Consider the following 13801-nt stretch of genomic DNA (forward strand, 5'->3'; position numbering starts at 1 on the left):
CTCATACGAGAAGTTTACCATCTTTTAGCATTAATTTATAGTTTGAAGACACGCTCTAGTGCAAAGGTCGATCCATTAAGCGAACGGGCAGATTAAGAGACCATACTGAAAAAAAAATAGCAATAAACGGGCGCCGATACTCAATCGGCGCCCGTTTGATTAGAGCTCGTTGTGTGCGCTCCTCGAGTTTGAGTCCCACAGCCGGTTACGCTTGCCACTTTAGTGCGTGTCTGTTTGGCCTTCAAGGCTCGTATTGATGCTGGATAGGTCGACAGATGCCTCTATGCGTTTCCATTAACATGATAGCGTCCAATTGGCACTACCAAAGGAGAGCCCGAAATCGGGTCTTCGATCACGGTGGAGTCAAGCCCGAAAATGTCTTTAACTAGGCTGCTTGTAACAACCTTGGACGGTTCGCCCTCGGCTACGAGCTTTCCTTGATGAAGCGCAAAAATATGGTCGGCATAACGCGCGGACAAGTTGATATCATGAAGCACCATGACAATCGTAGTGCCGTGCTTGCGGTTCAGTTCCGTAAGCAGGTCCAAAATTTCAACTTGATAGGTGATGTCCAGAAACGTTGTCGGTTCATCGAGAAATAAAATATCGGTTTGCTGCGCCAGAGCCATAGCAATCCAGACGCGCTGTCTTTGACCGCCGGAAAGCTCGTCGATATTACGATTGGCCAGCTCCGTGATATCCATAATTCGCATCGCCTCGGCCACGGCCTCGTAATCCTTTTTGGTCCATCCGCCAAATAAGGATTGGTGCGGAAACCTTCCCCGTCCAACCAAATCGGCCACAGAAATTCCTTCCGGCACTATGGGCGATTGCGGCAGCAGTCCTACAACTCGAGCCAATTGTTTGGCCGGAATGTGGGCGATCGGCTTTCCGTCAAGCGTGATGTGGCCGGATGCCGGCTTGATAAGCCGTGCCAATGTTTTGAGAAGCGTAGACTTGCCGCAGGCGTTTGCTCCGATAATCACGCTGATTTGATTACTTGGAATAACAAGACTTACTCCATGGATAACCGTTTTATTATCATAGCCTGCTACGACTTGTTCGGCTTGATAACGATGTGTCGGCTTCATTATAAATCTCCCTTTTGATTCATTCGGATTAGCAAGAAGATCAGATACGGAGCCCCAAGCAATCCGGTTATGATGCCCACAGGGAATCTGTACTCAAAAGCAAATTGTCCAATGAGATCTGCCGCCAACACCAGATTAACGCCAACAAGGCCTGCCGGAATGGCGTTCGGGAAGCCGACGCCGGCCAGTCTTTTCGCGATCGGTCCCGAAAGGAAGGCGACAAAAGCGATGGGTCCGGTGGTAGCGGTAGCAAGAGCAATCATGCAGACGGAACTGAAAATGAGCGCAATTCTTGTCTTGTCCGTGCTCACTCCGAGTGAAGCGGCCGATTGTTCTCCAAGCTCCAGCATGCTTAGATGTTTGCCCAGCACTATAAGGATAGGGGCGAATATAAAAACCGTAATAACAAGAGGGGGCAACTCGTCCATTTGAGAGCCGTTGAGGCTGCCGGCGAGCCATCTGAACGTTGCCGGAATATCCTGTTCCGCGCCAACCAATAACAGATAGGAGATCAGGGCGTCAAGCATGGCCTGAATGCCTATTCCGACCAGGATGAGTCGCCCGACCGAAAATGCCTTTCCTCTGGATAACACATAAATGAATAGAACGGTAGCAAGACCGGCAATCACCGAAGCGACGGAAATCACGGCTTCGCTCGTATGAAGGACGATGATGCAAAACACAGCCGCCGCGCTCGAACCGGACGTAATCCCGATCACATTCGGGTTCGCCAAGGGGTTACGCAGCATCGTCTGGAAGGTGTGTCCGGCAATGCCGAAAGCGAATCCGGCAAAAAGACCTGCCAGCATTCTCGGCAGACGTATCGTGCTTACCACAAAAGATACGCCTTTGATCTGTTCTCCCAAGAGCGCCCGAAGGACATCTTGAACGGGATAAATGGTGCTTCCCAGTACAAGCATGGCGCAGCAAAGAAGGCATGCAAGTGCCGCCAGCAGACCCGTAACCAGGATCCAACGGCGGCGTCTCTGACGTCGGCCCGACAAAATAAATTCAATCGATGTAGTCGTTTTCATAATGAACGCACTTTCGATCTAACCGCTAATAGGATTAGGATCGGAGCTCCTAGGAACGCAGTAACGACGCCGACCTCAAGCTCACCAGGACTGCCGATCAGTCTGCCGCACACATCGGATACCGTCAAAATGATCGCTCCTGAAATAGCGGACATCGGAATAACATAACGCAGGTCGGGGCCAAGAATAAGGCGCATGACGTGAGTGGATAGAAGCCCGACAAAGCCGATGGGTCCCGCAAGCGCAGTAGCTGCGCCGCATAACAGCACACCCGCCAGAGCCGCAAAAAGCCTCAACGTTCCCGTTCGAACGCCGAGCCCGGTCGCGGCATCGTCTCCCAGTGCGAGCGCATTGAGTGCCGGGGCAGACAGGAAACCGCCCACTATGCCGACGATCAGAAACGGGGCGAACGTAGCAATACCGTCCCAGGTTGCCGAGCCGACGCTGCCCACCTGCCAAAACCGGAATTGATCCATGACATAGGAGCGCGGAATCATGATGGCGCTGACCAGGGAGGCCAAGGCGGCGCTTGTGGCGGCTCCCGCCAAAACAAGCTTAATGGGCGTTGCCCCGCCGCGTCCCATGGAGCCGATTCCGTATACGAAAACGGCAGTAATCGCAGCCCCGGCCAAAGCCAGCCATATGTATTGAGTCGCCGTGTTGATGTTCAGGAACGCAATTCCGCAAACGACAAACAAGGAAGCGCCCGTGTTCACGCCCAGTATGCTCGGGTCTGCGATCGGGTTGCGAGTGACTGCTTGCATAAGCGCTCCGGAAACGCCAAGCGCCGCGCCGCAGCATAGACTGAAGACGGTTCGGGAAATCCGCTTGCGAACCACATTGGCCCCGTAGGAGTCTACGTCGTGATGAAATAAACCGTCGATCAACTCATGAAATCGGATCGGCCGAGAGCCTAAGACCAGCGAGGCAAGCACGCATACGCCGAGCAAAACCATACAAATGACCAGAATCGTCTTAAAATGGCTCGGAGTATGGGTGCTTAACCGATTGTTGTTTGAAACCGATGAACTGTTCATTTCACTTTGCTAATAGCTCCTGCTATTAATCCCAAGTACTCATCAATGGTATATGCGATCGAAAGCGGATTAGGATTTCCGGAAGCAGCCAAAGCCGAGCCGTTACCGATCATCAGAACAGAGCCTCTTTGGACGGCCGGGATTTTGCTCAGCAGGGGATCTGCTTTAACCGCGTTTAATAAGCTTTCATCGCCATACCCGATGATGATATCGGCATCGTTGAGGGCATCGGCATTTTCAGCGCTTAATTTGAAAGAGTAGCTGGTAGGATCCGTAATCTTTTTCGTAAAGCTTTCCGGATAAGCCAGCCCCAGCTCAATCAGAAAAGCACCGCGAGGGTCTACGGGCGTATAAATATTTAATTTGGACAAATCTTTGGCCGAGAAGTTGACCCATACGACTTTTTTGCCTTTAAGCTCAGGGAATTTGCCGGCTTTCTCCTTAATGAGGTTCTCGGTGTCCTTAATGAGCTTCTCGCCTTCCGCTTTCATGCCCATGCCTGTTGCGTTAAACAGTACTTGCTCGCGCCATGTGGCTACCCAAGGTTTGGACTGATAAGCGACAACCGGTGCGATTTTACTAAGAATGGCATAGTCTTCCTTCGTTATGCCGGAGTAGGCGGCAAGAATGACATCCGGGGACGCTTTTGCAATAGCCTCAAAATCAAGGCCGTCCGTATCCTTGAACACATTAGGTTTGTCCACACCAAGTTCTTTGAGTTTTTTAGCGGTCCAAGGCAAAAGCCCGCTGGTATCCTGAACGCCGAAATTGGCAGCCGAGAAGCCTACAGGGACAACGCCGAGCGCGAGAGCGACATCGTGATTGGCCCATTGAATGGTAACGACCCGTTTCGGCTTGCTGGCAATAACCGTCTCGCCAAAAGCATGCTTGATCGTGATCGGATATTGAACATTTGCATTTGTGGAAGCGGGTGCTTCTGTTTTGGGCGCTGTGGTGCTTGCGGGAGCGCTCGTACTCGGAGCGGGATCGGACGCTGGGGTTGATTGCTTCCCGCTGCAACCCGCCAGTGCGATCACAAGTACAGCCGAGATGATTGATGATTTAAATGTTACTTTTCGTATTGCATTCATTTGCGTACCCTACCTTTTCTTTAATCTAAGTGTTTGGCTGGTGATTCGATGAAACGTTCAAGAAGAAAATTTGATAATGATTATCAGTATCAAATTTAAATCGATTTTTGGGAGTTGTCAATGAAAAAGATTTTTAGGGAGTGGATTAAGATGGAAATACTTTCGTTTATTCATTAATGAAGGTGCTTTCGGAACGGAGCAGCTCAGGGTTAGTTGTTCCGTAGATAGTAGGCAGCACTTGAAAGTAACGGCGCGAATTGATAAGATTTTGGAGAAATCCAAAATCCAAATGGAATCAGGCAGGGAGTAAGCAATGAATTCAAAGCCGAGCCGAAGTACTTTCAGAGACCGCATGAACGAAATGGTCGCCACGCTACGCCGCGATATCGAGACAGGTATTTATGCGCCCGGGTCCTTTTTGCCTTCGGAAGAAAGACTTGCCGAGCAGTTCGATGTGAGCTACAAATCGGTGGCAAAAGGGCTTGACCAACTGGCGGCAGAAGGCTTGCTGATCAAAATACGCCGGGTTGGCAGCAAGGTGGTCAAGAAGGAGACGGTTCATTTCGGGTTTCACGACACGATGTACCGGGATGTCGACTTGGCCGCGCTGCTTGCCTTGTTTCACAAAGAGCATCCGCACATTGAGATCCGTCCGATTTCCATCTCGAATAACTATTCGTTCGATACGATCGACGATCTCATGATATCCGGCCGGTTCGACGTGATGATGATCAACCAAATTTACTACCAGCACGCCCGGGAGCACAATCGGCTTAACGTACTGGAGCCGATGCGGCTTTCGGACGACACGTATCCGTTTCTGCGCGAGGAGCTGCTTGTTGACGGAATCGGCTACGCCCAGCCTCTTGTTTTTTCGCCGATCATTCTCGCTTACAATCCGGAGCATTTCCGGGAGGCCGGGCTTCCCGAGCCGGACAGCGGCTGGACGTGGGAACGATTGCTGGAGGCGGCAGCGGAGCTATCGAATCCAAATGGAAGGTACGGATTCGCCGCCAGCTTCTTGGCCGGCAATAACCGTTGGCCGACGATCTGGATGCAGTGCTCTTCCGATCCGGTGCATTCGCCCGGATGGCATCCGGAGGCAGAGGAGCTCACCGCTGCTTTAACGTACTGCTGTCACTTGATGAAGGCGGACGGAGTCGTTCCGAGCTTTCTTGACGTATCGGCTATGCAGACGTTGTTCGCCGAGGGCAAGCTGTCCATGCTTATGACGACCTATTTTTTGCTGAACGGCTTGGGTGATAAGGTTTCGTACGATATCGCGCCATTGCCGCACATTTCGAAACCGCGGACTATGCTGCTATGGATCGGACTGTCCATCCACCGCAAAACAGCGGTTCCGGAGGCGGCCCGCACATTCGTTGAGTTTATGACTTCTCGCGAGGCGCAAGCCATCGTTCGCCGCAATACACTCAGTATTCCCGGTTCCGCGGTCGCCGACGGCGCGTCGGAGCCAAAGGTGCACAAGCCGGCCCGCTACAATCTGTACCGGGAGATTATTCCGTCCTATCGGAGCCAGCGGCAGTACGGGCTGCGCTACGAGACGATCGAAGCGATGCGCGAGCTGCTGCAGCTGCTATACTCTGGCTTGATCGGAGAGGAGGAACTGCGCGTCCGGGTGGCGGAGCTGCTTGATAAGCAGGATGCGGTTCGGGCGGCTTACGGCAACTAAGGTTTGTTAATGGATGCGTATCCAACGACCAAAATGCAGTAAGGACGTTTCCAAAACCACGACGAGAGTGGGCAGGAACGTCTTTTTTTATCAATCGAATTCCAATGGTTGACATCGAGAAAGATATGCATATACATAAATTATGTAGATAGTGTGTAGAAACGTATATAAAAGTTTTTATCATTCCTGTTTTCACTATCTGCCTATTTTCTACATAATAAATTGAATGGAGGACGGAAAGTTTGACATGGACGCGCAGTTGGGGAGGGTAGTTCACACGGACTGGTCGGACCCGGAACTAACTACTTGTCTGTGCTGCGCGACCATGCGTGGTCCCACCCTATTATTAACCCGGTTGCCGATGAAATGGCCGATACAGTCAAGTGGCAAATCTTGTTCAACAATTTGAAACGTTTTTACGAGATTTCGAATAGTACGATGGCGACCACAATTAATGCTGAGATGCAGTTGTTTTACAAGGAACGGACAGCCGCGAAACCCATTTTATTTGACCGCTTCGAATTCTCCTTCCGCCGTTTTCCGTCGAAACAATTATGTTTGGCTTTGGTTGTTAGGAAATTATTAGGGAAACGTTAGTTATGGAGTGAGGATTTTGATGTTAAAATTGATTGTAAGTCCTTAATTCCTGAAGAAATGGAGACGGAGAACAGACGAAGGAGAAGCTAATCGCCAATTTGGCATAAATAGCGATAGCGATGTCCAGGCGGTTATTAATAGAACCGTTAATAACATTCATTAGAGAATGGGGGACAGATCAGATGACTTCAAAACATTTTGTTTCCGCAGCAACAATTGTGCTTAATGAGCTTAACGAAATATTATTAATAAAGGGCCCTGATCGAGGCTGGGAAATGCCAGGGGGCGTAGTTGAAGAAGGGGAATCGTTGAAAAATGCCGCTATCAGGGAAACAAAGGAAGAGAGCGGTATAGAGATAGAAGTAACGAAATTTTGCGGCATTTTTCAGAATGTACCTCAGTCCATTTGTAACACCTTATTTTTAGGCAGACCAGTCGGTGGAGAATTAACAACATCTCCTGAGTCTCTGGAAGTAGGCTTTTTCCCACTCGAAGTTGCGTTAGAGATGGTGACTTGGGGTAATTTCAGGCAGAGAATCGAGTTTTGTTTGAATGAAGAACTCCATCCATTTTATGTGGAGTTTCAACTATAACTGTACGCTAACGACTAATCAGTTAATGCATAGGGATAATCCGGTAAAATCAAGCAACCATATATTATGGAGTGATGTTGAATGGAATATGAACATCCTAAGCACATCGTTGCGGTTTCCGCCTTATTAATGAACCCCCAAAATGAGGTTTTATTACTTAGGACTCATTGGCGTTCGGATACATGGGAAATGCCTGGTGGAAATGTTGAGGTAGGTGAATCATTGGACAAAGCGGTTTGTAGGGAGTTTCTAGAGGAGACTGGGATAACGATACGTCCTATAGGCATAACAGGTGTCTATTATAATGCAACGAAGCATGTTTTATCGGTTGTTTTTAAAGCGGAGTACGTAAGTGGAGAAATTCATATACAACCAGAAGAAATTCAAGAAGCCAGGTATATCGAAATAAATGAATCTAATATAGACCAATACATAACCCGTCCACAACAAAAATCTCGTACGCTTGATGCCATGAAAGCAAAGAGTTTTGTTCCGTATGAAACGTGGGAAGTAAGTCCAGCATATAACTTATTGTCAAGGCTGTTTAACGAGTAATAAACGTGGATTTTGAACTAGTAGGACAGACCCAATAGCGTGTGCCGAAGCTATAGATTATCAACGGAACTGTAACGATATCGGGTCAAAATTTATTATATTCACCATCTTTCTTCAAAACGACAAGACTCATATTGATAGGGTAATATAAACCATATGTCAATGGGGGGAGTTCTAGCTGCTGATGTTCCAAACGGAAAACCTTCGAGTTCGTAAATTAGCCGATAATGATGTGGATTACCTTGTGAAATGGCTTTCCGACCCATTAGTACTGCAATATTACGGAGGAAGGGACCGTCCTCATGATATTGAGATGGTTAAGGAGATTTTTTTCCCCCAGGAAGATAGCGAGTGTAATGGACCCGCAGACTTGGAACGTGCGGGCCATTTCGTGCTATGAAAAGTGTGGCTTCAAAAAAATAAAGGTGCTACCCAGCAACGAGTGGCATGAAGGTGAACGAAAGAATTGTTGGTTAATGGAGTATTCGAAGAGAAGTTAACTATTGGGGTGAGATAGCTCAATGTTCATATGAACGAGGCTGCCGGTATGTTTGTCAACAGGCCCATGAATCGGCAGCCTCGCTGTGTAACGGGCAACATTTTAGTAGCTGGGCGAGCACATGATGATGAAGAGCAGCCGCGGAGCCGTGGACGAATTCATGCTTGAGCATCGCCTCGGGCAGCGATCGCAAGGGTGCCCGCCTGGGCCCGTGAAAATCGCTATATCCCGCGCCGGCGTCCGATATAAAGCAGATGGGAGGATATTCCCAGAATAGACGGGTCCCGCGCGGTTTCAAAGAGCAGCTCCTGCAGCCGGTCGGATTGTCCGCGTTCGGCCCAATATTGCTTTTGTTCGTCCGTCAGCAGCGGAGCGATGCCCGACGAGCCGATCAAATCCACGGTTTCGAACCCGTGACTTTCCATAAAGGGGCGGATATCCTCTATATTGTAATAATAAGCGCCCGTGAACCGTCCTTTATCCGCATGATTGAAAATGCCGCTTTCCTTGAAGTGGGAAATAGCCTTTATCGTATCGAGCGGTTTCCACTGTTGGGGGAAACGCAGGGAGGTGAGCATCATCCTCGTCCGGCTTTGAAACGCCACGAACACGAGACCGTCCCGCTTGGTCACCCGGTGCAGCTCATGAACGGCTGCCGTCCGGTCGTCCGGCTGCTGCAAATGGTATAAAGGACCGAGCATCAGGGAGGCGTCAAAGGCTTCGTCGGGTATGCCTTCCAGACACGTGGCATTCAAGACGCGAAATCCGTCGAATCGATCCGTCATGTTCTGTTCGGCGGCGCGCTGGCGGGCCAGCTCGACCAGCTTCGGTGTTAAATCCGTCAGCGTCACGTCGTACCCGTGTTCGGCCAGACGCATCGCGTATTTGCCGGGGCCTGCGCCGTTATCCAGCACTTTGCCGGAGGGGGGCAAGTATTGTTTGATGTAATGCCAGTTGATTGTAAACTCCAGAGGCTCCCGGTCCAGTCGTCCCCACTCGTCGAAGCCGGAGTAATAATCGATTACGCTCTCCATCTTTATTCCCCCTCCATAAACGAGTACCAAGCTGCCTGCATCATGAGGCGGCTTTTTTGTAATCGTTAGTATAATTTCCCTTATCATTCTTTGTCAATCGTTTTTAAAGACTGCCGATAAACAGGGGCAATACCGGGCTGCGGGGCCTGTTTCCTATAGAGGCATTGACAGTATGTTAGTCGCGTGGTACTGTATTAATTAATTAATACAGTGATACTGATCGAGGAATGGAGGAGACAATGGAATTCAATCAGAAGGAACCGATCTATGCGCAAATTATTGACGATATCAAGCTCAAGTTTATGAACGGCACCTACAAGCCCGGGCAGGAAATTCCGTCCCGGCGGGAGCTGGCCAAGAACCTGGGAGTTAATCCGAATACGATCCAGAGAGCTTACCGCGAAATGGAGGATATGAATTTGATCGTGACGGCCAGAGGACAAGGAAGCTTTATGACAGGGGATATCGCTGTGCTGGATCAGCTTCGGGAAGAGGCGCTGAACGCGACTTTACGAGAGAGCGTCGATATGATGCGGTCCTTCGGGAAATCGAACGAGGAAATACTGCTGCTGGTGAAAACTTATTTGGAGAAGGGGAGCGGGCAATGATCATCATGGATCGGGCGGTCAAAACGTTCGACAAACAGAAGGCGCTGGACGATCTGTCCTTTGCGGTCAAGGAAGGATGCATTGTCGGGATATTCGGGACGAATGGAGCGGGGAAATCGACTGCATTGAAGGCTATTGCCGGTCTGCTGCGCCTCGATCGCGGCGACATAACGATTGACGGAAAACGCCCTGGGCTGGCGACAAGAGGGCTGGTGACGTATTTGCCCGATACGGACGTATGGTACCCGTGGATGAAGCTATCCGATGCGATGCGTTATATGAAAGATATTTACTGGGATTGGGATGAGGGGAAGGCAGCGAGTCTGCTCGATTTTTTCGGCTTGCAGAAGCAAGCGGTTATGCAGGATGCCTCCAAAGGAACACGGGCGAAGATGAAGCTGCTGCTGGCGCTCAGCCGTCAAGCTAAATATTTGCTGCTGGACGAACCTTTTGCCGGAATCGATCCGTTCGCCCGGGAGCAGATCGCGCAGGCGATCGTGGAAGATTTTATGGACGAAGGGCAAACGATTCTCGTTACGACCCATGAAGTTCTCGAGGTGGAAACGATGCTGGACGATATTATGTTCATTCATGAAGGAAAGCTTCTGCTGCAAGGTCACGTAGAAACGCTGAAGCAGGAAAGACACATGTCCTTGATGGACCTATTGAAGGAGGCGCATGAAGGTGCACGCATTTAGCCGCTTGCTGAAAACCGAACTACGGAACCGCCGAAACGAATGGCTTATTATCGTCGCCGCGCTTGTGGTGCTTAACGTCCTCCTTTCACTGCTGCAGCTGTTCATGGACCGCGATCAACTGGCGTTCGTCATGACCTTGAACATCGTTGTTTATTGCGTGATGCTGCTTGCTCCGCTCGTCCATGGTTTCTCGATCTGGAGGGAGGAATGGAAGCAACGCTCGATCGTGTTGATTCTGATGATTCCGGTACCTCGCGCACATCTGGTGACGGCCAAATGCATGGCTATTTTGCTGGAGGCGCTTCTCATAACAGGAGTGACGGCGGTTGGCTTGAGCGTTCAGTACGTTCTCAGCGACGGGATGCTGTTTCGCGCGGAGCCGTTAATCACGCTCACTTGGGGGAAGCTGTGGTTGGCAGCCCATTTGATGATCGCTGCGACTTGCCTCGTCTTATTGTGCTTCTTCAGCATGCTGCTAGGCAAGTGCTCCCGCAAGCTGTCTATCGGCATCGCCTTTCTCGTCTTCGTCGCGGGTCTGCTCGTTACGGTCGTCGCTGCGGCTAATTTGCCCCCACTGCTTGTGTTCGTTTTTGTTGGCGCAGCCTGCTTTGGCGGCAGCGTTTACTTGCTGGAGAAGAAGGTTGCGATAGGATGAAGAAAGCCTCGTTTATTGGCGAATTTATGGCGAATGCAGGGCAGGTCGGCAGTGTCCTGCCTAGCTCTCGCTTTCTGACGGGAAAGATGCTTCCGCCCGCGATCCCGTGGCATAAACTGAAGCGGATCGCCGAACTGGGGCCCGGAACAGGCGTGTTTACCCGGCAAATCGAGCAGCGTCGCAGCAGCTCCAGCGAATTGGTGCTATTCGAGAAAAACGAGTCGTTTCGGCTCGGGCTGAATCGGCAGTATCCGCATCTGAGCATTGTGGACGATGCCCTACGTCTGGAGGAAAACGTCCGGGAGAGGGGATGTCCGTTTGATTTGATCGTGTCGGGCTTGCCTTTTGCCAATTTCTCAAGGGATTTGCGGGAGAAGCTGTTCGACGCGATTCACGCCAGTTTGGCCGATAAGGGGACGTTTGTTGCCTTTCAATATACGCCGCTGCTTAAAGGGAGCTTCCAATCGCGCTTTCCGTCCATGGATACGGGGTATACGTGGTTGAACGTTCCTCCGGCGTGGGTATTCAAATGTCAAAAACGAGGCGCGGATGGTTAGCTGGGTGGCAACCCGAATTCGCAGCTTCGAGCACCCGGCGTACCGAAATGAGCCAAGCTTCAGCCGGTGTCCGCGTTCGATTTGAAAAAAAATACGGCTTTGGTTCGCCCGGGGGATTGCTCTCGGTCGGGCTGTCTGTTATGGTTAAAGCAGGGCTGGGCTTTTGCTTTGAGTATAAGGAGGGAATTCGCATGCCTTTCAACATCGGTTGGACAGGGCTCGTCTTGATCGTATTGATCGCTTTGCTGCTGTTCGGTCCGTCCAAGCTCCCGCAACTGGGACGCGCGATCGGCGATACGATGCGGGAATTCCGCAAGGGAAGCCGGCAAATGATCGCCGAGGCAGAGGAAACGAATACTGCCGAAAGCAGAAAAGAAAACGAACGCAAATCGGTCAACTGATGCCGTCCACACTTTAGGGACGCTCGACCGTAATGGATAGCCGAACCCGGCAATCGGGTTCGGTTTTCTATTTTTTTGTAAGCGCTATCCCCTTATCGTTCCGTCCGGTTTTGCGAAGCCGTCGGCGCGTTTGGGTTTGCGACCGCTGACGGCCACGCGTTTGTTTGCGCGCATGCTTGCTGCTCGTCCTGTTACGAGCGTCCGACACCGTGCGTCCCTGAGGGTTCGGCCGGATACGCGGGCGGACCCGGCAAATTGACGGACCGATCGCGATCATGTCGAAGACGTCACGGTTGCGGAACAACGTCCGGTTACCGCTCGCCGTTCCTCCCTGCTGCGAGAAGCCGGTCTGCTGCTTGCTGAAAGAGCCCCACAACGAGGCTATATTGTTGCCGATGAAGACGCCGCAATTCTCGCCCATCTCGTTGACGCGAATGCGGTTGAATACGATAGAGCTGTAGGACAAAGCGGCCGCTCCTTTCCGACGTTTCGTTCCTACAGCTTACGCGGCGGAGGGCTGTTGCGGTTGGGCGCAGACGTGCGAACCGAAGCGGAGGCCGGGGACGTCCGGTAGGAGTAGCCGGACGGGGTACGCTCCAGCGGGGCAGTGCCTCGTCCTGGAGAAGCGTCGGGCTCCCCGGAAGGGACCGGTTTGCCGGCAGAAGCGGCCGGACCGGATGCGCTGCTGGCTTTATCTGCCGCTTTACTGACGCTGCCGGCTTTGTCTGGCGCTTTGCCGACGCTGCCGGCTTTGTCTGCCGCTTTACTGACGCTGCTGGCTTTATCTGCCGCTTTACTGACACTGCCGGTTTTGTCTGGCGCTCTGCCGACACTGCCGGCTTTATCTGCAGTCTTGTCGGACCCGCCGTTTTTGTCTCCCGCCTTGCCTGCGCCGTTCCCGCTGCGAAACAGCGTTTGCGGGTCGAACTGCACGTCGAAATTGTTCCCCAAGTTCAATGACCCGCTCAGCTCCTCGATATCTAAAGCGTCGAGCCGAAACGTGACCTGCTCTACAACGGGCTGATTAATATGGAGCTGCCGCACGACGATGTTTTGCTTGCGCGTCTCCTTGGCAAGCAGCAGCAGCGTCCGCTCCAGCTGTTCGATTTTTTGCTCCAGCCGGCTCCACTCCGCTCGGTCGCTGGAGACGGATGCCGTTTTGCCGCGCCGCGACAACCAGTTCCACATAACGATTCCCCGCTTGTCCCGTCGAAGTTGGTCCGGCAGAAGCCGCCCGTGCAGGGCAGCCGGCCGGTTCACCGCTTAATTCAGACAATCTGTCTCGTACATTATATGGGAGAACCGGGAAAAGCATGCGCATCTTGTGCCGGTTTCCGCATAGGACAATGCGTTGCGGGCATATGTATGAGTTACGACTACGATCAACGGAGGGAACGGAATGCCGGGAACTATTATTTTCAACGGAATTTACGTGAACGCTCAAGAGACGAACGCCGCCGTGTTCGTCGGAGAGACGGCTGCGCCGGGCTGGGATTCGCACAACAAAAACCAGTATTCGATCGGATCGATAACGAACGGTTTTGGCGGCGGCAGCACGTTTGCCGCCAATTTGAATTTGCTGTCGGACAACGATTTCCTGGATACGCTCATCTTCGACGGCTTCGACAGGGACGGAGGTCCGAGCATTCAATCGTAGG

General features: G+C 51.6%; 17 protein-coding genes. 10 read left to right on the forward strand and 7 right to left on the reverse strand.

Translation table 11 applies throughout. The features are described 5' to 3' along the window. Positions 1-281: 281 nt before the first annotated feature. From ABD796_RS15085 to ABD796_RS15100, 4 genes are read right to left on the reverse strand one after another with little or no spacing between them, the layout of a single operon-like run. The gene (locus ABD796_RS15085; protein WP_344908972.1) at positions 282-1091 is read right to left on the reverse strand and encodes an ABC transporter ATP-binding protein; all 810 of its coding nucleotides are present in this window, start codon (positions 1089-1091) and stop codon (positions 282-284) included. Beyond that, on the reverse strand, positions 1091-2125 hold the full coding sequence (locus tag ABD796_RS15090; RefSeq protein ID WP_344908973.1) for a FecCD family ABC transporter permease: 1035 nt from the start codon (positions 2123-2125) through the stop codon (positions 1091-1093). The genes ABD796_RS15085 and ABD796_RS15090 overlap by 1 nt, the downstream gene beginning before the upstream one ends. Beyond that, complete coding sequence (locus tag ABD796_RS15095; RefSeq protein WP_344908974.1) at positions 2122-3162, reverse strand: FecCD family ABC transporter permease; 1041 nt, start codon at positions 3160-3162, stop codon at positions 2122-2124. Before ABD796_RS15095 ends, ABD796_RS15090 begins: the two co-directional genes overlap by 4 nt. Further along, positions 3159-4253 carry an iron-siderophore ABC transporter substrate-binding protein gene (locus tag ABD796_RS15100; RefSeq protein WP_344908975.1) on the reverse strand — a complete coding sequence of 365 codons (1095 nt, stop codon included), beginning with the start codon at positions 4251-4253 and terminating at the stop codon, positions 3159-3161. The genes ABD796_RS15095 and ABD796_RS15100 overlap by 4 nt, the downstream gene beginning before the upstream one ends. A gap of 352 nt (positions 4254-4605) precedes the next feature. Between ABD796_RS15100 and ABD796_RS15105 the strand changes: the two genes are divergently transcribed. The 4 genes from ABD796_RS15105 to ABD796_RS15120 all read left to right on the forward strand — a co-directional run bounded on the left by ABD796_RS15105 (position 4606) and on the right by ABD796_RS15120 (position 7691). Continuing rightward, positions 4606-5946 carry an extracellular solute-binding protein gene (locus ABD796_RS15105; protein WP_344908976.1) on the forward strand — a complete coding sequence of 447 codons (1341 nt, stop codon included), beginning with the start codon at positions 4606-4608 and terminating at the stop codon, positions 5944-5946. 306 nt (positions 5947-6252) lie between these two features. Further along, entirely contained in the window at positions 6253-6543 is a 291-nt protein-coding gene (locus ABD796_RS15110) for a hypothetical protein (protein ID WP_344908977.1), read from the forward strand. A gap of 182 nt (positions 6544-6725) precedes the next feature. Continuing rightward, a complete protein-coding gene (locus tag ABD796_RS15115) occupies positions 6726-7136 on the forward strand; it encodes an NUDIX hydrolase (protein WP_344908978.1) in 411 nt (136 codons plus the stop codon). Positions 7137-7217: 81 nt separating this feature from the next. Then, positions 7218-7691 (forward strand): NUDIX hydrolase, encoded by a 474-nt coding sequence (locus tag ABD796_RS15120; protein ID WP_344908979.1) that lies wholly within the window; start codon positions 7218-7220, stop codon positions 7689-7691. A 720-nt stretch (positions 7692-8411) separates the two neighbouring features. On the opposite strand, the gene ABD796_RS15125 is transcribed toward ABD796_RS15120, so the two are convergent. Continuing rightward, on the reverse strand, positions 8412-9224 hold the full coding sequence (locus tag ABD796_RS15125; protein WP_344908980.1) for a class I SAM-dependent methyltransferase: 813 nt from the start codon (positions 9222-9224) through the stop codon (positions 8412-8414). 239 nt (positions 9225-9463) lie between these two features. On the opposite strand from ABD796_RS15125, the gene ABD796_RS15130 reads away from it, so the two are divergent. The 5 genes from ABD796_RS15130 to tatA all read left to right on the forward strand — a co-directional run bounded on the left by ABD796_RS15130 (position 9464) and on the right by tatA (position 12143). Next, entirely contained in the window at positions 9464-9832 is a 369-nt protein-coding gene (locus ABD796_RS15130) for a GntR family transcriptional regulator (RefSeq protein WP_344908981.1), read from the forward strand. Further along, entirely contained in the window at positions 9829-10530 is a 702-nt protein-coding gene (locus tag ABD796_RS15135) for an ABC transporter ATP-binding protein (RefSeq protein ID WP_344908982.1), read from the forward strand. The genes ABD796_RS15130 and ABD796_RS15135 overlap by 4 nt, the downstream gene beginning before the upstream one ends. Next, complete coding sequence (locus ABD796_RS15140; protein WP_344908983.1) at positions 10517-11185, forward strand: ABC transporter permease; 669 nt, start codon at positions 10517-10519, stop codon at positions 11183-11185. The genes ABD796_RS15135 and ABD796_RS15140 overlap by 14 nt, the downstream gene beginning before the upstream one ends. After that, positions 11182-11742, forward strand: a complete 561-nt coding sequence (locus ABD796_RS15145; protein ID WP_344908984.1) for a class I SAM-dependent methyltransferase — start codon at positions 11182-11184, stop codon at positions 11740-11742. Before ABD796_RS15140 ends, ABD796_RS15145 begins: the two co-directional genes overlap by 4 nt. 191 nt (positions 11743-11933) lie before the next feature. After that, positions 11934-12143, forward strand: a complete 210-nt coding sequence (tatA, locus tag ABD796_RS15150) for a twin-arginine translocase TatA/TatE family subunit (RefSeq protein WP_344908985.1) — start codon at positions 11934-11936, stop codon at positions 12141-12143. A gap of 67 nt (positions 12144-12210) precedes the next feature. Here tatA and ABD796_RS15155 read toward each other — a convergent pair whose 3' ends face one another. Together ABD796_RS15155 and ABD796_RS15160 are read right to left on the reverse strand one after the other, a co-directional pair. Further along, a complete protein-coding gene (locus ABD796_RS15155) occupies positions 12211-12609 on the reverse strand; it encodes a hypothetical protein (protein WP_344908986.1) in 399 nt (132 codons plus the stop codon). Positions 12610-12638: 29 nt separating this feature from the next. Further along, entirely contained in the window at positions 12639-13331 is a 693-nt protein-coding gene (locus ABD796_RS15160) for a hypothetical protein (protein WP_344908987.1), read from the reverse strand. Between the two features lie 211 nt (positions 13332-13542). Between ABD796_RS15160 and ABD796_RS15165 the strand changes: the two genes are divergently transcribed. Continuing rightward, positions 13543-13800, forward strand: coding sequence for a hypothetical protein (locus ABD796_RS15165; protein WP_344908988.1), 258 nt, complete (start codon positions 13543-13545; stop codon positions 13798-13800). The last annotated feature ends 1 nt before the right edge of the window (position 13801 follow it).

This window comes from Paenibacillus hodogayensis (genome assembly GCF_039536325.1).
Taxonomy (GTDB): Bacteria; Bacillota; Bacilli; order Paenibacillales; family NBRC-103111; genus Paenibacillus_AB; species Paenibacillus_AB hodogayensis.

Coding starts and splice junctions, on each gene's coding strand:
- ABD796_RS15085 (WP_344908972.1), bottom strand. CDS start 1,091: ATGAAGCCGACACATCGTTATCAAGCCGAACAAGTCGTAGCAGGCTAT.
- ABD796_RS15090 (WP_344908973.1), bottom strand. CDS start 2,125: ATGAAAACGACTACATCGATTGAATTTATTTTGTCGGGCCGACGTCAG.
- ABD796_RS15095 (WP_344908974.1), bottom strand. CDS start 3,162: ATGAACAGTTCATCGGTTTCAAACAACAATCGGTTAAGCACCCATACT.
- ABD796_RS15100 (WP_344908975.1), bottom strand. CDS start 4,253: ATGAATGCAATACGAAAAGTAACATTTAAATCATCAATCATCTCGGCT.
- ABD796_RS15105 (WP_344908976.1), top strand. CDS start 4,606: ATGAACGAAATGGTCGCCACGCTACGCCGCGATATCGAGACAGGTATT.
- ABD796_RS15115 (WP_344908978.1), top strand. CDS start 6,726: ATGACTTCAAAACATTTTGTTTCCGCAGCAACAATTGTGCTTAATGAG.
- ABD796_RS15120 (WP_344908979.1), top strand. CDS start 7,218: ATGGAATATGAACATCCTAAGCACATCGTTGCGGTTTCCGCCTTATTA.
- ABD796_RS15125 (WP_344908980.1), bottom strand. CDS start 9,224: ATGGAGAGCGTAATCGATTATTACTCCGGCTTCGACGAGTGGGGACGA.
- ABD796_RS15130 (WP_344908981.1), top strand. CDS start 9,464: ATGGAATTCAATCAGAAGGAACCGATCTATGCGCAAATTATTGACGAT.
- ABD796_RS15135 (WP_344908982.1), top strand. CDS start 9,829: ATGATCATCATGGATCGGGCGGTCAAAACGTTCGACAAACAGAAGGCG.
- ABD796_RS15145 (WP_344908984.1), top strand. CDS start 11,182: ATGAAGAAAGCCTCGTTTATTGGCGAATTTATGGCGAATGCAGGGCAG.
- tatA (WP_344908985.1), top strand. CDS start 11,934: ATGCCTTTCAACATCGGTTGGACAGGGCTCGTCTTGATCGTATTGATC.
- ABD796_RS15160 (WP_344908987.1), bottom strand. CDS start 13,331: ATGTGGAACTGGTTGTCGCGGCGCGGCAAAACGGCATCCGTCTCCAGC.
- ABD796_RS15165 (WP_344908988.1), top strand. CDS start 13,543: ATGCCGGGAACTATTATTTTCAACGGAATTTACGTGAACGCTCAAGAG.